This is a genomic window from Clostridium aquiflavi (genome assembly GCF_031344075.1).
GTDB classification, from domain to species: domain Bacteria; phylum Bacillota; class Clostridia; order Clostridiales; family Clostridiaceae; genus Clostridium; species Clostridium aquiflavi.
The window spans coordinates 16843-36288 of sequence record NZ_JAVJAN010000017.1; the positions used below are offsets into that span (position 1 = coordinate 16843).

A 19446-nucleotide genomic window follows, 5' to 3' on the forward strand; every position below is an offset into this window, starting at 1 on the left:
TGGAATCATTAGTCTTTTCTTATTTTTTATTGTATTTCTCTAATTTTTTTAAAACCATTCAGTACTAAACTCATAATTATAAGAAATATAAAATCTCCTATAACTGGATATGGGAAAACTCTTATTCCCCCTAAAATAATAATATCTTCAATCATTACAATTGAAATTGATAAAATTATAAGCCATATGCCCTTTTTATTTACAAAAGGTTTATCTAGTATAATTACATTAAAAATAAGTAGTATTCCTAATAATATTAATGAAAATAAGAATATTAATGTTTCTTTATCTATTTTTAAAATAAAACCATACAAAGTGTTTACTTGCACTGTTGCTTTAGAAAAATAGATTATTAAGCCATAAACAACTGATATTATTACAGCAATAATATAGTTAGTGCTAAATTTTAAATTTTCAGATCTAAGATACACATATGTTATAGCTAAAATCATTAGAGGCACTGATATATGGTTTAAGAAAATTACGGATTTAAAATAGTATACAATTGTACTATTTTTAAGTATGCATAAAATAAATAATGTTATATGTCTTAATAAAAATAATGTAATTACAATAGTCACATATATTTTTATTTTCTTAGGTGAAACCTGTATATTCTTTTTTAAAAGTATCAGACATAAAAAAATTATAAGTAACAAAAATAAATAATATGCAAAATTCACAAATTACACTCCTATCTACATTCCTGTTACTTATATTTATTATATAATTACATATTTTATACCTATAACTACTTAATAATTACTTTACTAATCAATTCCTAAAACTTTAATTCCACTTTTAATACATTTAATATTTAATGGAAAATCTGGTCCTCGTTCTCCATCAATATCTGTAACTATATTTTCTTTAGATTCAATATATAAATCATCTGTTTTAAAGTATACTACTTTTTTAGAATCTAAATGCTCTCCTTTTAATACTTTAATAAATAATGGTATTAATTCAATAATTGGAATGGCTTTAAATATAATTACATCAAGCTTACCATCTGTCATGTCTGCTTCTGTAGCTAATCTAAAGTTACCAGCACTTTCTCCATTGAATACTAATAAAAGATACATTTCACCATCATAAGTACACTCTTTAGACGTTATATTGACTTTTAGTCTTCTAAAGTTAGGTAACTCTTCTATACCTTTTAAGTAGTACGCTAATTTACCTATAGTGTTCTTTAAGTTTACATCGGTCTTTTGAGAAACATCAGTAAAAAGTCCTGTACTTGCTACATTTATAAAATACTTATCATTTATTTTGCCAAGGTCAACTCCAACAGGTTTTGAATTTAATATTTTATTACAAGCATCTGTAATGTTATTTGGTATATTAATAAATTTACCAAAATCATTTGCAGTTCCTACTGGTAATATTCCTATTGGCAAATCTAGTTTCTTTTGTTTCATGGCATTTACAACTGAATCAACAGTACCATCGCCACCAGCTATTAATATATATTCGTAAGTATCATCTATGTCATCTAAGGCTTCATATAATGATTTTCCTTTTTGAATCCTATATGGAATTATTTGAAATTCCGCTTCTTCATGTAGTTTTATAACATTATCTAGTTCATTAACTATAATATTTTCTCCTGAGTACGGGTTATATATGAATTTAACCTTTTTCATAAATATAAATTCCCTCCAACCAAATTCGTTATACAGCTGATTATATCATTTTGTACTTTTAATGTCGATAATATATTATCTTTTATGTATTTTTATGGTATAAATTTCTTATTTTATAAATTAAGAAAATATTAATTAAATTACACCTTATATTTTAAGAACATGTATGCTATAATAATATTTCGTAAATGATTTTTAATAAATTCAGGAGTGATTTTTATGAGAAAAAGTTGTATTCCTAATATATTCACATTTATAAATCTATCTTGTGGTGTTCTTTCAATACTATCGGTTATGTATGATAGAATAGATCTTGCAAGTATTTTTATATTAATTGCCGGCTTAGTTGATAGATATGATGGTAGAGTCGCACGTTTTTTAAACGTATCTAGTGATTTAGGCAAAGAATTAGATTCTTTAGCTGATTTAGTTTCTTTTGGTGTAGCGCCATCTATACTAATATATATATTATTTGAATTTACAAATTTAGGACCAAAAGGATCTATTGGATTAATATTATTATTATTATTTCCAATATGTGGTGCATTTAGACTTGCCAGATATAATACATCTGACTTTGACGGAGTTTTTACTGGAATACCTATTACAATTGCAGGGTGTCTTTTAGCACTTTTTGCATTATTTAATTTAAAAGCTCAATCACCTATTTATATTGCAATTATACTTATGCTTGCATTTTCATATTTAATGATAAGCAATTTTAGATTAAAAAAACTTTAAAATTTAAGGGTGTATTAAGAACTATTTCTTAATACACCCTTTTCTTTTATGTTGCTATATTTTAAATAAAGGCTCTGTTCTAAATGTGTGTTGATATATGCAATAAGCAAAGTGGCATTGTAATTGGACTTTGAGAATTCTAAATGAGTATTGTCACATTTACTGCTTGTCCTAATTTTATATTTCTTCGTACTCATCTTCATCTCTATTCTTATTATCTTTAAAATCCAACTCATTATCTATTTCTGTAAGTATAATATCCTTCTCTGATTTTACTGAAATATAATCACTTTTAATTTTACAATATTTTATATATCCACTTTCACACTTATCTAATGATACTATTAACTTATCAATCAACTCCCCTAATTCACTAATCCTGTCTAGTGCTTTTTTAACTTCACTTTTTTTGGCGATATTTACATTATATAATTCAGATGCTCCCCCTATAAGTAATCTATAAGAATCAACATAAGTTTTAAGCAATTGACTTAAAACAGTTATGTCTTGACTCTGTTCATTTATCAAATTTCTATATTTCATAAAATATTGACCTCACACAATATAATATTTTCAAATTAATATATTATATTAATTTTATTTTTAGTAAGTATTTTTTATGTCCTTGTTGTATAAACTCAATCCTAAAAGACTGTACTACATCTCTTAATTAAAAGCGGAGAGATACAAATTTATCATTATAATTTAAACTTTGCAAATTTGCTAAAATAGTATATTTTTGAAATTTCACTTTGAATTTTTACTAGCTCTCCACTTTTTCTTTATAATTTCCTATATAACATTAAATTTTATCATATTTTTAAATTTAAACTTTTATCATTTTTACTATTTCATCAATTGACTCTCTGAATATTCTTCATCTATTTCTTCCCATATTTTTTTATTTTTAATGTCTTTTAATCCTTCTTCGATAGAAATGCCTTCTTTTCTTTCTACTTCTTCTATGATTTCTTTTTGTGTAATTTTACATTCATCTGAAAAATCACATTTACTTGCTATAAATTCACTAAATTCCTCATCATTTATTACTTCATCAATTCCTTTTAATCCACGTTTACTTAAAAGTACTTCTTCTTTTTCTTCTTTAATTTCCTCTTCTATTACTTCGTTTATCTCTTCTTCAATTTCTTCACTTTTATCTGTTCTTAAATTTTCTATATCCAAATTATCTATTAAATCACTTACTGATTTAACAGGGATTAAAAAATCATTTGGAAATTTAAAATACATAATCAATTATCCCCCTATTTTTTCACATCTTTTTCACAGATTTTCTCAAAGTATGCTCTAGGATATTTACATAATGGACATACATTTGGAGCTTCATTTCCTTCGTAAATATATCCGCAATTTAAGCATTTCCAATAACATGTCTCTTCACATTTAAACAATATACCTAATTTAACTTTTTCAGCTAATTCTAAATATCTTTTTTCATGTGATTCTTCAACCTCTCTAAGTTCTTTATAAAAGTCAGCTATTTCTAAAAATCCTTCATCTCTAGCAGCCTCTTCAAATTCCTTATAAATATTTTTATTTTCATTTGCCTCTCCAATTGCAGCTGATACTAAATTTTCTTCTGTTGTTTTTACATTACATAAATATCTCTTAAAAACTTCTCTTGAATGAGCGTATTCATTTTCAGCTGTTTCATCAAATACTTTAGCAATCCATCTGAATCCCTCTAACGTTGCTTTTTCTGCATATAAGTTATAAGTACTTCTAGCCCTACATTCTCCTGCAAAAGTCTTATATAAATTTTTTTCTGTTTTACTCCCCTTTAAATTCATGCTTATCTCCTAAATATTATTTAGACATTAATTAATCTTCTAATGTCATACCTTATATTAAAATATTCATTTTGTTTCTTTTTGTTACAACATCATTATGTTAACTAAACTTATAACTTTTATAATATCTTTTACAAATTTTAATTAAATATAAAAGTAAAAGGATATAAGAAAAAATCTCATATCCTTTTTGGGGAATAATTCAACTAATTGTAATTTCTTTATCCATATTACAAGTTATAATAACATCCTTTTTGTCAGAGTCTTTAGTTATTAATTTTACTTTTTTACCCCATAACTCTTGAATGTATTTTAACGTTTCCTTTGCATAGCTTAATTCTAATTCTCTTCCATCAAATACATGCTCTAAAGTTAGTGTATAATCCTTAGTATTAAAATCAATAACTCTAATATAGGGAATTCCACCTATACCACAAGTATAACTTAAATTGTCTCTAATTGCTTTCCATCCATCTTCATCAGAAACTTCTTCAATAACAATATCAAATGTTCTTTTATTATACTCAAATAAATTAAGTTCTTCACACAATTCTCTAGTCAAATATCTTCTCAAGAATGAGCTATCTCTTTCAATTTCTCTTACTTCAAATATTTTTTCTTTTCCATACTTTTTATCTAAATCTTCAAATATCTTGAAACCTACATAATACGGATTTAACCCTCCTAATATAGGAGCTATAACGTCATTATGCCTCTTTAAAAATTCAAAATGTAATCCTTCGGGTAAGTTTAATTCTTTTAATATATTATAATGAGTATAACTTGCCCAGCCCTCATTCATTATCTTAGTTTCAATTTGTGGAAGAAAGTATTCTGTTTCTCTTTTTACAATTCTCAAAATTGTTCTTTCCCATTCTTGTAAATCTCCGTACTTTATTATAAAATCCACTACATCATCTTCTGGCTCTATAGGAATCTTGTCTAAATCCGGAAATTTAATCTCCTCACCTTGATTTAATATTCCTCTATTATCTAATTTACTTTCATAATCTTTAATCATATTTTCTTTTATTTCTTCATCTGATAACTTTTTAACCCCAATAACTCTTCCAATCTGATACCTTATAGCATGAGCTGCATCTAATATTCTCTCAACTTTTTTATATCCAATACTTGGATTATTAATATATCTTCTTATAATATCAGCATCTAGTTTAAACATTTCAATGGCATATTTTGCATTAGTTCCTTCTTTAAATAACCTATTATTCTTAAAAAAATCATTATGTCCATATACGTGAGCCATAGTTAATATTTGAAGTAATAATGTATTTTCTTTCATTAAATATGCTAAACAAGGATCAGAATTAATTACCATTTCATAAGGAAGTCCTGTAAGATTTAATGAATACAACATTTTATTTTTTTCATAGGCTTTGCCATAGCTCCAATGAGGATATTTGGATGGCATCCCTACATACGATTCATAACCTAGCATCTCATTAAAGTCTATAAACTCGAATTCTTGACTATAAAAATCCAAGCCATATTCTACTACTTTTTTCTCTATTTTATCATTCCATTCTTCAATCTCCCTTAAAGTGTAGCTCATTTTACTAATCCTCCTTTAATTCCTGTTTAAGCATAGTCTTTAAAGCTTCCCATAAATCCTTTTTCTCTTTAATAACTACAGAAACAAAATTCTTTTCATTGATGTCTTTATTAAATTTATAATACATAGTTTGAGTATAAGTTGATGGTAAAAGTTCTGCATATCCAAACATATTACTAATTTCGCAAATTTTTCTTACTGATTCTATTGCTTTTATATTATCTTCAGACCAATTATCACCATCACTGGCATAAACAGGATATATATTCCATTCACTTGGAGGATATTTTTCATCTATTAATTTTATAGCCTCTACTATTCCACTAGATATATACGTACCTCCTGATTCAGATTTGTGGAAGAACTCGTACTCACTTACTCTTTTAGCAACAGTAGTGTGATATATAAATTCAAATGCTATATTGTTATATTTTCTTTTTAAAAATCTAGATAATACAAAGAAATATGATCTTGCTAAATATTTCTTTGTTGAATCCATAGATCCTGAAGCATCCATAATAAATATCATAACTGCATTACTTGCTTTTTTAGGTTGCATTTTAACTTTATAATATCTAAGATCTTCTTCTCTAAACGGAAATCTTTCAGTTTCATAATCTCTGCCTTCTTCTATTAGGGCCCTTTTTTTACTTTGCTTTCTAGATATCTTAGCCATAACTGTTCTTTTTTTAGCAAGTCTTGGCCTTATTCCATGTCTTTGATATCCTTTTTTCTTCCCGCAGCTATCAGTTATTATTTCTGAATACTTCTTCTCATCTAAATTAGGTAAATTCAATTCATCCGATATATATTCCATAAGTTCATCAAGGGTAATTTCAGTTTCATAAACCTCATCACCCTCTTCATTGCCTGCACCCTTATTACCTTTTCCCATTGCTTTTTTAGAACCTGACTCTATTTTATCGCCACGTTTTTCCTCACCTGTTCCAGTAGCTACCCCTTTAGAATTTTTACCATATACAAATTGATATTCTTTAATACTTTTTATTGGTATTTTAAATTTTTTATTTTTACTTTGACCGACTATACTCTCTTCAGATAAGATATCGCCTAAATTTTCTTTAATTGATTTTTCAACTAATTGCCTATGTCTTCTTTTATCTTCTATTGCTCTATCGTGATCTACTTGTTTATCAGTTCTATCTCTAAAAATTGCCATATGCTAACTTAGTCCTTCCATAGGTTGTTAGCCGCATATTTTAATATTACATCACAACAATGAAGACAATAGCCATTTCGTTTCATTTCATCTACCATAGAATTATATTTCTCTGCTTGCTCTTCATTTCTAACTTTTGATTTTGTTATAATTCTAGACAAATCTTTAACTGAAGCTATAAGTTTCTTTTCTATTGCATCTTTAAGTGGTTCATATGAAGTATAATCAATCTTTCCACCATTTCTAACAACATAGAACATATATGAAGTGACATCACTTCTGAATCCTTTAGATGATGCATCATAAACTCCTATTTGCTCTTCGATACTTCTCATAAACTCTTCATCCGGATTAAGCTCTTCTCCAGTAGATACATCCTTAATTTTACTCTTATTTACAAAAGCCTCAGCATTATCTATATAATTATTAAATAAGCTTTCTGCTTGTTCTCTAAATGAAACTATAAATGCTTTTGTAATTTCTTTTTCTAAAACTTTATTATATTCTTTTCTTATAGTATCTTGAATAAATCCTAGATACATCTTCTTTTCATCAGCTGATATATCCATTTCCTTAACTGATCTTATTAAACTTTCCATTATGCTTAAAGGATTTATACAATCGTATTCTGAATCAGCAAGAGCATTATCTATAACCTTTATAATAAATCTAGTGCTAATTCCTTTCATACCTTCATACTGTCCAGCTTCTTCTCTTAACTCCAATATGTCGATTCTCTTAGTACTTCCCTTTTCTACAATCTCTTCACCATTATAAATCTTTAACTTAGTTATTGGATCAACTTTAGCTGATTGAGATAATCTTGATAAAATTGCAAACATAGCTGCTATCTCAATAGTATGAGGTGCTACATGAGCTTTGAAATTACTTCTATTTAAAATTTTCTTATATATTTTTACTTCCTCATCTAATTCTAAGCAATAAGGAACTTCTATTTTTACTATTCTATCTAAAATAGCTTCATTGGTATGATCTGATTTAAATTTACTCCATTCTGCTTCATTTGAATGTGCTAATATTACTCCATCAAAATAAAGCATTGAGCCTTTTCCTGGTGAAGGTATTGATTTTTCTTGTGTTGCAGTAATAATAGTGTGAAGATATTCAACATCATTTTTGAAAACTTCTATAAATTCTACCATACCTCTATTTCCAACGTTAAATGCTCCGTTTAAAGAGAATATTCTTGGATCATCCTCAGAATATAAATCCATTTTAGATATATCAATAGATCCATTTAAAATAGAAGTATCTTGATTATTAGGATCTACTGGTGGTACAACACCTATTCCTTTTCTAGATCTTACTGAAAAGTCTGTTGTTTCAATTGGGAATTCTTCATATTTTCCTTTAAACTCATGACTTAATCTATATTTACATATAGGACATAAGTCTCCTTCAATTTGAACTCCTAACATCTCTTCAAATTTAGGCCTTAAATGCTTAGGTATAAGATGCAATGGTTCTTCATGCATAGGGCATCCCTCTAATGCATATATAGGATCACAATCTTCAAGTGCATTTTTTATACTTTCAACCAATGAAGATTTACCAGCTCCAACTGGACCTACAAGATATAATACTTGCCTTACTTCTTCACCTTTCATAGCTGCTGATTTAAAATAGTTACATATTTTCATGATTACTTTATCAATACCATAAAATTCATCCTTAAAAAATCCATATCTTCTTATTACATCATTGCCATATATTTTTCTTATTCTAGGGTTTTCATCCCCTTTTAGTTCCTCTACTCCTTGTTTTAAAATCATATCATAAACTCTTTTATGTGATAGTTTAGCAATATCAGGATCACCCTTTACCAATTCTAAATAATCTAAAAAAGTTCCTGAAAATTTATTTTTACCATTCTTTTCTCTATCTATTTGTATAAATTCTTTAAAGTCCATATCCCCGCCTCCTTTTTATTAAAATATATTCAACAAAAAGGTAACAGTATGACAAATTTTTGTAAATTCATTAATATACTTAATAAAAACAAAGAACTGTATACTGAATTTTTTCAAAAAATATCCAGATACAGTTCTCTTAAACTTATATTATTTAATTTTTATGCTCCTCTTTTCTTAGTAAATCCCATAAAATCCATTTGTAACATGAAAATATCAGATGCAGTAATATTATTTAAACAACCATTATTAAAGTATTTTTCTCCAGTTAACTTAACCTCATCTTTTCTAACATCTTCTCCCCATATTATAGTTGGAACTCCGTCTCCAGTATGATCTCTTGCTTCACATGGAGTTGAATGATCTGCTGTAAAACTCACATAACATTTCGTTTTATCTATATTGTCTAATACATATCCAACCATCTTGTCTATCTTCTCTATAACCTCAACCTTTTTCATAGGTAAATTATCATGACCTGCAAGATCTGTTGCCTTGACATGAACCACAACCCAATCATAACCTTTATTTATATATTCTATTGCCTTTTCAGCTTTTTTATCTATTCTCGTATCAAAATTCGCAGTAAAATCATCTTCAGTATATTTTTCCATTCCTGCTAAATTTGCAATACCATAAACTGTTTTATCTCCAGCTATACATACTGCCTTAATTCCAAACTTTTCTGTTATCTTAGACATGAATTTCTTTTGTCCAACACCTCTGGTCAAAATTGTATTTGCAGGTTTTTCTCCCTGTTCAATTCTTTTTAAATTAACTGTATGATTTTTTAGTATTTTATTCGCTTTAATTGTAAACTCAAGAAGATTTTTTGCTGTTTTTTCACTTTTAATATCATTTTTATCTATTGCTGTTGGAATTACTAACTTCTCACCTTCACAAGCTGTTCCTGGATCTGTACAAATTATTTCTTTTCCCAAACCCTCTCCTCTTAATACAACAGCTACTCTATGATCAGTTAGTTCCTTAACTAAAACCTTTGTCCCATCTTCTAATAACATTCCATTTAATGACTTTGCTAATAAATCTGTATCTTTTCTAATACGTCCAGCTCTTCTATCAATAACAATATCATTCTCATCTATAGTTCCAAAGTTACCTCTAAAAGCAATATCTCCATCATTAATTTCTATACCAGCACTTACAGCTTCAAGTGGTCCCCTACCTGGATAGACTTTACTGCTATCATATCCAAATATCTCAAGATGACCTACATCAGTACCTACTCTTATACCTGGTGCTATTGGATGTACATTTCCACACATTCCTTCACTCACTAATCTATCTAAGTTAGGAGTATTAGCTTTTTCAAGTGGAGTTAATCCATTTAATTCTTTATTAGGTCTGTCACCCAAACCATCTGCTATTATTAATATGCCTTGTCTTTTCCTCACTTTATTCACCTACTTATTATATTATATATTCTTCATTTTTAAACTTTTGTTCTTTAATTTTTCTTCTTTAGCCTTTGTTAATAAATCCTTATTCTTAACCATAAACAATATTGAAATTATTATAGCCATTCCCCAAACTATATAATTAAAAGTTTTATTTTTGTTATATATATTAATTGCAAGTTTCATATCAGATCCACTTTTAATTTTTCCAAATGCATATTTACCAAAAATTTTTCCGTCTTTTTCAAAAACTTCATATTCTTTTTCTGGATCAAAATTAACTATATTTAAAAGTTCATATCCAATAGGAGCTGCTAAATTAATTGTGTAATTTTCAATATTTAAAGGAGAATTATTTTTATCTTTAAATTCAATCATATTTATATTTTTAGGAAATGTACTTCCTATTTTAGCTCCCTTTTCTACATAAGTTTTTTCTTGTATAATTTCAAGATCAAATGTAACTTCTGTATTTTTTTCTTTGAAGTTTAATGAGTTATATTCTATATCTCCATTTTTTATAAGCTTAACATTTCCATTTTGTGTTCCATTTTCTATTGTAATTTTATTTATTTTGCTATCTTTATAGGATGGAAAATATATATTTCCATTTGAATCAGTTATAGCTTTTATACTTTCTTTTATATTTGCATTTTCTCCGTCTTTAGTAATTACATCTTCTATAGATACAAGCTTTGCATCTTTATCTGCTGCAAAAACTGGTACTGATGATGAAGTCACTAAAGTTAATACTAATACTATAGTTAGTAGTTTTTTCATATAAATTTCCCTCCTAAACTATTCCTAATACTTTAAACCAAGTAAATGAAGCACCCATTAAAATTGCCCATTTTACTAATAATACAAGTAATCCATAGATTAATTCTTGTAATACAGTAAAGTATCCTGTGTTGTAGTATATAAGATTAACCTTACTACTTGGTGGCAATGTAATCGTATCCGCAATAGTTAATGCTGCTGGTAATGCCAATGCTATTGGATTATAACCTGATGTTTTTGCTATTGCTATTATTGTTGGTATAAGTATTATTGTTCTTACTGTTTTTGATGTAAATACTAAATGACTAAAACTTGAAATAAACATTATTGTTGCAAATAAAGCATAAAAACTTAAATTTTCAATTCCCAAAGAAGTAAATATACTATTAAGTACCCACGATGCAACGCCAGTATCATTTAATGCAACTCCACCTGCATATGCTCCACATGCAAATATTAATAAGTTCCATGATATCTTGGCCTCTTTCCATTTCAATATTCCTATATAAGGCATAAAGAATAATGCTGCTGATAATATTGCAACCATAACTAAACTTAATCTAAATCCTAATATTTTAAGTTGTCCTTTATCTAGTGCCCACATAATAACCGTGAAAGCAAAAATAATAAGTGCCTTCTTTTCTGTTATTGACATTTTTCCAAGGCTTTTATATTGATCGTTCAGTTTTTTCATGTCTTCTACAGTTACTTTTTTATTATGAACTTTAAATAATGACTTACCTATAAAAAATGAAGCTATTAATGTAAGTATAGTTATTGGAGCTGATGCCATAAACCATTCACCCCATGAAATTTCATGACCTGAAAGATCTCTTATAAAGCTGACTGCAAGTATTTGTGATGATGTAGCTGTTAATATAGCAGCAGTTGATAAGTTATTTGATTGAATTCCTTGTAATGCTAATAATCTACCAAAGTTATTTTTAGGATCATCTAAATTAACATGAAAAGCTTCTATTACTAGCATTACTATAGGGAACATCATCGCAGCACGAGCAGTTGTTGATGGAACAACAAAAGCTATTAGAAAATTTGTTGCCATAAGTAATGCTAATATATTATTAGTACTCTTTCCAAATTTAGTAATAAGAAATAATGCTAATCTTTTAGCAAGTCCACTCTTTTCCATACCAGATGCTATTATGAAGGCTGCAAAAGTTAACCAAATAACTTCATACCCTAAAACCCCCATAACTTGAGTCTCGTTCCAAGCACCAGTTAATGGTAAAAGAACTATAGTAAGTAGTGCTGTTACATAATTAGGTATACTATTTGTTATCCATAATGTTAATGCAAATAAGAATACCCCCATTGCCATCTTTCCTGAATAAGAAAGTCCGTTTGGTGTTGGCATTGTAAAAATTATTGCAAATAATATAAGTGCTATTGGTAAACCAAAAAACTGCATTCTTATCTCAAAAGGACTTTTTTGTTTTTTTATCTTTACTTCTTTTTCTGAATTGCTCAAAATACATTCTCCTCTCATTTTTGTATTAGTTTCCTCGAGAATTATTCTAACAGTAAATCAAGTTACATATCCAATTACAAATACTTATTAAAAATTTTCTTTTTACTTTTACTATAAGCATTTTTTATAGTTACTTGTTTATTAGATTATTAATGTGTAGTATAATTTTACTAAAATAAACATATATTAAGGGGTATTGAAATGAATATTCAAAATATAAAAACATTTCTTATTCTCTCTGAAAATAAAAACTTTACCAAAACTTCCGAAGAGTTATTCTGTACTCAAGCTGCTGTGTCCCTTAGAATAAAAAGCTTAGAATCATATTTTAATACAAAGCTATTTTCACGAGATAATAAAGATGTAAAATTAACTGAAGCTGGAAAAGAATTTTTACCATATGCTAGAAAAATATTAGAATCAACAAATGAGGCTAAACTCAAGATTTCACTATTAAATGATTTAAAAGAACAGAAAATAAACATTTCATGTTCTAGCACACCAGGAACTTATATACTTCCTGATATAATATATAAATTTAATTTAAAACATCCATACATCTCTATATTAAACGATGTCAAATACGCTAAAGATGTAATACAAAATATAAAAGATAATGTATGCTCAATTGGTTTAATAAGCCAACCTGAATTTTTTGATGATGATTTAATTTGTGAAGTTATTGGTGAAGACCCATTGGTGTTATTAGTAGGTAATAACCATCCTTTTACCAAAAAAAAATCTATAAGTATAAATGATTTAAAAAACAGTACTTTCCTAATATCAAATCCTAAAAGTTCAATAACTAAATATCTTGAAAGTATAGGTAATTTTAAATTCAATTCTGAAAAGATTTACACAATAGGTAATATTGAAGCTATTAAACAAGGAGTTATTTCAAACATTGGAGTATCAGCTTTATCTTACTACTCAGTCAAAAATGAACTTAATTATGGACTAATTAAATCTATTCCATTTAAAGAAAACATAAAAATTAGTAGAAAACTTTATCTTATAAAAAATAAAAATTATAAAAAATGTATAGCTGATGAAGTATTTATTGATTTTTTAAGGCATTCTTTTAAACAATTATAATAAGATTTTCTTATACACAAGTATTATTTTATTAACGGTAATGTTATTTTCTGCTAACTGCTAAGTTCTCTCATAAATCATTAGTGTAACCAACATAATATTCTAAATAAAAAAAGGTGAAGTCTATACTAATTTAGTTTAGTTAAACTTCACTTTCCTTTAAATACATCGTGATATTTGTTTAAAACAAAGCGATTATTTTTAATATTTCTTCCCCATAATCATTTATTTTCTTTTCACCAATACCTCTAATATCTAGTAGTTTTTCTACATTATCAGGTTTATTATTACATATATCAATTAAAGTTGTATCCGAAAAAATTATGTATGGTTTTTTATTTTCTTTAAACGCTTTTTCTTTTCTCCATTTTTTCAATGCCTCAAATAATTCTATATTTAAAATACTTTCTTCTTTGTCTAAAATTTTAAATATAACTTTTTCTTTGTTTTTTAAGACTTTATATGAACGTTGATTAAGTTTTAACATTGAATATGTTCCTTCTTTTAAATCTACATATCCTTGCTTTAATAAGCTATTAATCAAATCTTTAATTAATGAACTACCATATTCTTTCATTATTCCATAAGTTGTTACTTTATCCAAATTATTTTGTATTATCTTAGGGCCTTTAAACCCTTTTAATATATCTATAAGTACTGATATTCCATATTTTTCTCTTGTTCTAAAAACAGTTGATAAAACCATTTGACTTTCCTTTGTAAAATCTTTTAGCTCATCATCATTTAAGCAATTACTGCAATTATTGCAGTAATTTAATTTTCCATAATTTCCAAAATAATTTAATATATATTTTCTATAACATTCTTTTAAATTACAATAATCAATCATATATTGTAATTTTCTAAGATGAACTTCTCGTGTTTTAAAAGATGAACTCTTATTTATTATATATTCGACTCTTCTTATATCACTTTCATAATAGAAAAGATAACAATCGCATTTTTCTCCATCTCTTCCCCCTCTTCCTATTTCCTGATAATAACATTCTATATTTTGAGGGATAGTAAAATGTACTATAAATCTTATATTTGACTTATCAATGCCCATTCCAAATGCATTAGTTGCAATCATTACATTAAATTTTTCAAATAAAAAACCTTCTTGAAAACTTTCTTTTTCTTCATCTTTAAGCCCACCGTGATATTTTCCGACACTATAGCCTAAATCATTTAAATAGTAATAAAGATTATCTACTTCTTTTTGTGAAGCACAATATACTATTCCTGATTGTTCTTCATGACTCCTTATAATATCTTTTAATTCTTCTAATTTATCAATTTCTTTTAAAACAGTTAATTTTAAATTTTCTCTATTAATATCACCTATATATATATATGGTTTAAATAACCCTAAAAGATTTATTACATCATCTTTTACCTCTTTTGTTGCTGTTGCTGTAAAAGCAGAAATTATTGGTTTGTTCTTTAAAAGTTTATAAAACTCTAAAATTTGCAAATAGCTTTTTCTAAAGTCATGACCCCATTGAGATACACAATGAGCTTCATCAATAGCTATTTGAGAAATATCTAAATCTTTTATCATATTTCTAAATATATTTGATTCCAATCTTTCAGGTGCAATATATATTATTTTATATTCATTTATGGAAGCTTCTAATAATATGTTTTTAATCTCCTCAATACTTTGAGTGCTATTTATGTATGCTGCTTTTATACCACTTTCAACAAGATTATCAACTTGATCTTTCATTAGAGATATTAACGGTGAAATTACAAGAGTTATACCATTAAAAATTAAGGCTGGTATTTGATAACAAATTGATTTTCCTGCACCTGTAGGCATAAGGCAAAAGGTATCTCTACAATTAAGAATACTGTTTATTATTTCATATTGTCCTCTTCTTAAAGTGCTATATCCATAATACTTCTTTAATACATAAAAAACCTTTTCTCTATTATCCATAAATTCCTCCCGTTAATAATTAATTTAAAGTGTCTCTAAATAAAGTATATCTTAAAAAATCCAAATAATAATTCATATATCTTTCCTCATTATATAGTATATACCACAGATAATAATTCTCAAACCTAAGTTAAAGTATTTTTAAATTTCTCCTTGTTTAACTGTAAAATTATGTGTAAATTATTAGCATATAAGAACAAAAGATATACAGATAATTTTAAAGATATAATAATAAATTTATATGAATAACTTTAAAACGTCTATACTGCAATAATTCTAAATAAAAAAGTTGTATCATAATTATTATAATTAAACTTGATACAACTCTTTTTAATACTATTTTTTATTTATAAAGTTCTTTTTCAGCATTCCACATATTATAGTATTTGCCACTATTATTAATCAATTCATCATGCTTACCCTGCTCAATAATTTTTCCATCAGACACAACGATTATTTTATCTGCATTTTGAATAATTGAAAGAGTATGAGCAATCATGATAACAGTCTTTTTATTTTTAAGAAGATTGAGAACTGCATATTTAACAGCTATTTCATTTTCAATATCCAAAGAAGCTGTTGCTTCATCTAAAAGTAATATTGGACTATTTTTAAGAATAGCTCTTGCAATGGATAAACGTTGACGTTCACCACCCGAAAGTGAATTACCATTTTCTCCAACAAATGTATCATATCCATGTTCCATCTTTCTAATAAAACTATCACAGTTTGCTACCTTGCAAGCTTCTATTATTTCAGCATCTGTAGCATTCTGTCTTGCATGGCGAATATTATTTTTAATACTATCATTAAATAAAAATACATCCTGATCTACTATTGATATATAACTTAATACTTTTGAAGAATTAATATTATTTATTACAGTTCCTCCTATTTTAATTTGTCCAGACTGTGGTTCATAATATTTTACAATCAAATTTAATATTGTTGATTTTCCTGAACCGGACTCTCCAATAATAGCTGTTAACTTTTCATTTTCAGCTTTAAAACTAACATTTTTAAGTATTTTTTCATTTTCTTCATAAGAAAAACATACATTGTCAAAATTTATTTCATGAGTTTTTGGTTCAAAATTTATACTAGATATTTCTTCTTCTTCTTCATCTACTACTCTTTCAATAGCTCTTCTTGAAATCATCATATTTTTATAAGAAGTAAAATCTACAAAAATTGCTGTTATAAGTTTACAGGCAAAAGTTGGTATCATAATTTCCATAATAAAATCAATTACATTTAATGTGCCATTTAATATTGATGATTGTCCTACAAGTATTATAGCTGGCATACAAAGACCAGTAATGACAGCTTGTACAGATCCAATTGGTATTATTTTTGCTTCATATTTATAACTTATATCAGAATACTTTTTCATGGACTTTGTAACTGTTTGATTTTTCGTTCCACCAAGTCCATATGCACGAAATGTTTGTATTCCTGTTATATACTCAACAACATTACTTACATTTTCACTTATAGTATTATTTTTTTCAGTACCATACTTCTTAACAACTCTTGCAGACAAGTATAATGCAGGAAACATTATTAAAGTCGCCACAAATATAATTAACCCGCCCTTAAAATACACACTACCCATAAATATAGTAAGCATACTAAGAAGTGAAATGTTTTTTATTATATCTCCTAATTTATGCGTCAAAATATTCTCATAATTGCTTACATCACTTGTTACTACATTAATATATTCTCCTGTCTTAACCTTGGTAAATTTAGAAAGTGGAATTTTTTTAATCTTATCACCTAAAAATAGCCTGATTTTTTGTGACATCTCTGCCCCTGCTATATGTCCACCCGTATATGCTATAGTATAAATAATTAATCTAAGAACAAATATGCCTATTAGTAAAGTACTATAATTCATAACTAATTCTCTACTTAAGGTTTTACCCACAAGTGATTTTATTAAAAAATATAACACTGCAAAGTTAGTTCCTGACATTAATCCTTCTACAACATTTAATATCATTGAAATATACAATTTCTTATTTTTTTTCATAACATTATTACTACTATTCATTTGAAACACCGCCCTCCATAACGTATGAAATATTACGTGCTTCATTATAATCATGCCATGATTTTTTGTAATATTTATTATTATTTAAAACCTCTTCATGTGTTCCTATAATTTCAATTGTGTTGTTTTCTACTACTGCAACACGATTGCAATTTTGCACTAATCCCAATCGATGTGCTACTATTATTACAGTTTTTCCTTCACAAAGATTGTAAATAGCCTTATCAATTTCAACTTGATTTTCTGGATCTGCTGCTGAGGTTGCTTCATCAAGAATTAAAATAGGAGCATTTTTAAGAATCGCTCTTGCAATGGCTATTCTTTGTTTTTGTCCTCCTGAAAATCTTGATCCATAACCTCCAACAAGTGTATTATATCCATTTGGAAGATTAATAATAAAATCATCTATCTGTGCTTTTTTAGCTGCAGATCTCACTTCTTCTAGTGTTGACTTCTTTCCCATAGCTATATTTTCAAAGACACTTCCTCTACTTAAAAATGTCTTTTGGAAAACAATAGCTACATTTTGTAAAAGTGTTTCATAATCAATATCTTTTATATTCTTTTCACCAATTAATATTTCACCTTGATTAATATCATAAAATCTTGCAATAAGCTGTACAATAGTACTTTTTCCATTTCCAGATTTTCCAATCATTGCAATCTTCTCTCCATCTTTTATATTTAAATTTACATTTTTAAGTACATTAGTTTTTCCATCATAAGAGAAATCTACATTTTTAAGTATAATATCATGATTTTTAGGAAACTCTTTTGTACCACCTTTAAACATTGGTATATCTAAAATTTCTTTTATCTTTATTACTCCATTTAAAACTTGTGAAAAATTTGATCCTAATTCAAGCAATGGACGAAGTTCAGTTAAATATAATGATCCAACAAATGCAAATAATATAAATGTACTTGCTGTTATGTTTTCATTAAGTAACATAATTCCTCCAATTGGTGCAATTAAAATCAATCCACATTCGATTATAATTACATACATTGAAAATGGTATTCCCATTTTGCGTGACATCCTTTTCCAAACAGAACGTTGATCTTTAATTGCCTTAGCGTATTTTTCAAATGATTTACTTCCCATATTATAAGCTTTAATTAGTCTCATTCCGCTTATATACTCAATCATTGTTGAATTTAGAGATGCAAGTGAACTGTTCATTTCATCAAGTAAAGTTCCCACTCCACAAAACATAAAACATTGACAAAGTAATGCAATTGGAATTGGAGTCAATGAAATTAATGCTAATTTTAAGTTTACTGTGCAAAGATAAATGAAAACTGCTAATGGTCCACTTGCATACATTACAAGTTCTGGTAAGTGATGTGCTAAAAATAATTCTAGTTTTTCAATGTCCTCATTTAACACTTTCTTAATTTCACCAGTACTTCTTTCATTTAAATGACCTAATGGAATTTTAGCCATATGCTCATTAACCATGCATCTAACTTTAAATAATGTTTTATAAGCACCTTTATGTGACAATATTCCTGATGTCCCGAATGATATACACCTTATTATCACTGAAGCTCCAATAATAACTGCATTTTTAAATATAATTACACTTGAAATATCTTCTTTAAAAACAACATCAATTATATTGTAAATACACAAATATGGAATTATAATACATATTCCACTTATAAATGCACAAAATATAGATGAATATAAATAATATTTATCGCCTTCCGCCCATTTAAATAAGAGTGCTAGCGGCTTTTCTTTTTTTCGTTTCATTATAATTACCTTCCTTTCT

General features: G+C 27.0%; 16 protein-coding genes. 2 read left to right on the plus strand and 14 right to left on the minus strand.

Annotated features, from left to right (window positions below; genetic code table 11):
• Positions 1-26: 26 nt before the first annotated feature.
• Complete coding sequence (locus tag RGC78_RS07600) at positions 27-683, minus strand: hypothetical protein (RefSeq protein ID WP_252227135.1); 657 nt, start codon at positions 681-683, stop codon at positions 27-29.
• An 87-nt stretch (positions 684-770) separates the two neighbouring features.
• A complete protein-coding gene (locus RGC78_RS07605) occupies positions 771-1649 on the minus strand; it encodes a YegS/Rv2252/BmrU family lipid kinase (protein ID WP_252211921.1) in 879 nt (292 codons plus the stop codon).
• Between the two features lie 219 nt (positions 1650-1868).
• On the opposite strand from RGC78_RS07605, the gene pssA reads away from it, so the two are divergent.
• A complete protein-coding gene (gene pssA / locus RGC78_RS07610) occupies positions 1869-2390 on the plus strand; it encodes a CDP-diacylglycerol--serine O-phosphatidyltransferase (RefSeq protein WP_252231811.1) in 522 nt (173 codons plus the stop codon).
• A 177-nt stretch (positions 2391-2567) separates the two neighbouring features.
• Here the strand turns inward: pssA and RGC78_RS07615 are convergent, their stop codons facing one another.
• From RGC78_RS07615 to RGC78_RS07655, 9 genes are all read right to left on the minus strand, one after another.
• Positions 2568-2933, minus strand: a complete 366-nt coding sequence (locus RGC78_RS07615; protein ID WP_252211917.1) for a hypothetical protein — start codon at positions 2931-2933, stop codon at positions 2568-2570.
• A gap of 303 nt (positions 2934-3236) precedes the next feature.
• Entirely contained in the window at positions 3237-3641 is a 405-nt protein-coding gene (locus RGC78_RS07620; protein ID WP_252211915.1) for a hypothetical protein, read from the minus strand.
• 14 nt (positions 3642-3655) lie between these two features.
• A complete protein-coding gene (locus tag RGC78_RS07625; RefSeq protein ID WP_252211913.1) occupies positions 3656-4201 on the minus strand; it encodes a rubrerythrin family protein in 546 nt (181 codons plus the stop codon).
• Between the two features lie 202 nt (positions 4202-4403).
• Positions 4404-5774, minus strand: a complete 1371-nt coding sequence (locus RGC78_RS07630) for a SpoVR family protein (protein ID WP_309556343.1) — start codon at positions 5772-5774, stop codon at positions 4404-4406.
• A gap of 4 nt (positions 5775-5778) precedes the next feature.
• Positions 5779-6954, minus strand: coding sequence for a sporulation protein YhbH (gene yhbH / locus RGC78_RS07635; RefSeq protein ID WP_309556345.1), 1176 nt, complete (start codon positions 6952-6954; stop codon positions 5779-5781).
• Between the two features lie 8 nt (positions 6955-6962).
• Positions 6963-8885 carry a PrkA family serine protein kinase gene (locus tag RGC78_RS07640; RefSeq protein ID WP_252211908.1) on the minus strand — a complete coding sequence of 641 codons (1923 nt, stop codon included), beginning with the start codon at positions 8883-8885 and terminating at the stop codon, positions 6963-6965.
• A 161-nt stretch (positions 8886-9046) separates the two neighbouring features.
• The gene (gene apgM, locus RGC78_RS07645) at positions 9047-10300 is read right to left on the minus strand and encodes a 2,3-bisphosphoglycerate-independent phosphoglycerate mutase (protein ID WP_252211907.1); all 1254 of its coding nucleotides are present in this window, start codon (positions 10298-10300) and stop codon (positions 9047-9049) included.
• Between the two features lie 21 nt (positions 10301-10321).
• On the minus strand, positions 10322-11083 hold the full coding sequence (locus tag RGC78_RS07650; protein WP_309556347.1) for a hypothetical protein: 762 nt from the start codon (positions 11081-11083) through the stop codon (positions 10322-10324).
• Positions 11084-11096: 13 nt separating this feature from the next.
• Positions 11097-12572: an SLC13 family permease gene (locus tag RGC78_RS07655; RefSeq protein WP_224656120.1), complete on the minus strand. Its 1476-nt coding sequence runs from the start codon at positions 12570-12572 to the stop codon at positions 11097-11099.
• A 201-nt stretch (positions 12573-12773) separates the two neighbouring features.
• Here RGC78_RS07655 and RGC78_RS07660 point away from each other — a divergent pair, with 201 nt between their 5' ends.
• Positions 12774-13667 (plus strand): LysR family transcriptional regulator, encoded by an 894-nt coding sequence (locus RGC78_RS07660; protein ID WP_309556348.1) that lies wholly within the window; start codon positions 12774-12776, stop codon positions 13665-13667.
• 181 nt (positions 13668-13848) lie between these two features.
• Here RGC78_RS07660 and recQ read toward each other — a convergent pair whose 3' ends face one another.
• The 3 genes from recQ to RGC78_RS07675 form a co-directional block, all read right to left on the minus strand.
• Positions 13849-15612, minus strand: coding sequence for a DNA helicase RecQ (gene recQ, locus RGC78_RS07665; RefSeq protein ID WP_309556350.1), 1764 nt, complete (start codon positions 15610-15612; stop codon positions 13849-13851).
• A gap of 343 nt (positions 15613-15955) precedes the next feature.
• Positions 15956-17668 (minus strand): ABC transporter ATP-binding protein, encoded by a 1713-nt coding sequence (locus tag RGC78_RS07670; protein ID WP_309556351.1) that lies wholly within the window; start codon positions 17666-17668, stop codon positions 15956-15958.
• Positions 17661-19427: an ABC transporter ATP-binding protein gene (locus tag RGC78_RS07675; protein WP_309556352.1), complete on the minus strand. Its 1767-nt coding sequence runs from the start codon at positions 19425-19427 to the stop codon at positions 17661-17663. Before RGC78_RS07675 ends, RGC78_RS07670 begins: the two co-directional genes overlap by 8 nt.
• Positions 19428-19446: the final 19 nt, after the last annotated feature.

Coding starts and splice junctions, on each gene's coding strand:
- RGC78_RS07650 (WP_309556347.1), bottom strand. CDS start 11,083: ATGAAAAAACTACTAACTATAGTATTAGTATTAACTTTAGTGACTTCA.
- RGC78_RS07605 (WP_252211921.1), bottom strand. CDS start 1,649: ATGAAAAAGGTTAAATTCATATATAACCCGTACTCAGGAGAAAATATT.
- RGC78_RS07630 (WP_309556343.1), bottom strand. CDS start 5,774: ATGAGCTACACTTTAAGGGAGATTGAAGAATGGAATGATAAAATAGAG.
- yhbH (WP_309556345.1), bottom strand. CDS start 6,954: ATGGCAATTTTTAGAGATAGAACTGATAAACAAGTAGATCACGATAGA.
- RGC78_RS07640 (WP_252211908.1), bottom strand. CDS start 8,885: ATGGACTTTAAAGAATTTATACAAATAGATAGAGAAAAGAATGGTAAA.
- RGC78_RS07660 (WP_309556348.1), top strand. CDS start 12,774: ATGAATATTCAAAATATAAAAACATTTCTTATTCTCTCTGAAAATAAA.
- RGC78_RS07620 (WP_252211915.1), bottom strand. CDS start 3,641: ATGTATTTTAAATTTCCAAATGATTTTTTAATCCCTGTTAAATCAGTA.
- pssA (WP_252231811.1), top strand. CDS start 1,869: ATGAGAAAAAGTTGTATTCCTAATATATTCACATTTATAAATCTATCT.
- RGC78_RS07675 (WP_309556352.1), bottom strand. CDS start 19,427: ATGAAACGAAAAAAAGAAAAGCCGCTAGCACTCTTATTTAAATGGGCG.
- RGC78_RS07670 (WP_309556351.1), bottom strand. CDS start 17,668: ATGAATAGTAGTAATAATGTTATGAAAAAAAATAAGAAATTGTATATT.
- RGC78_RS07615 (WP_252211917.1), bottom strand. CDS start 2,933: ATGAAATATAGAAATTTGATAAATGAACAGAGTCAAGACATAACTGTT.
- recQ (WP_309556350.1), bottom strand. CDS start 15,612: ATGGATAATAGAGAAAAGGTTTTTTATGTATTAAAGAAGTATTATGGA.
- RGC78_RS07625 (WP_252211913.1), bottom strand. CDS start 4,201: ATGAATTTAAAGGGGAGTAAAACAGAAAAAAATTTATATAAGACTTTT.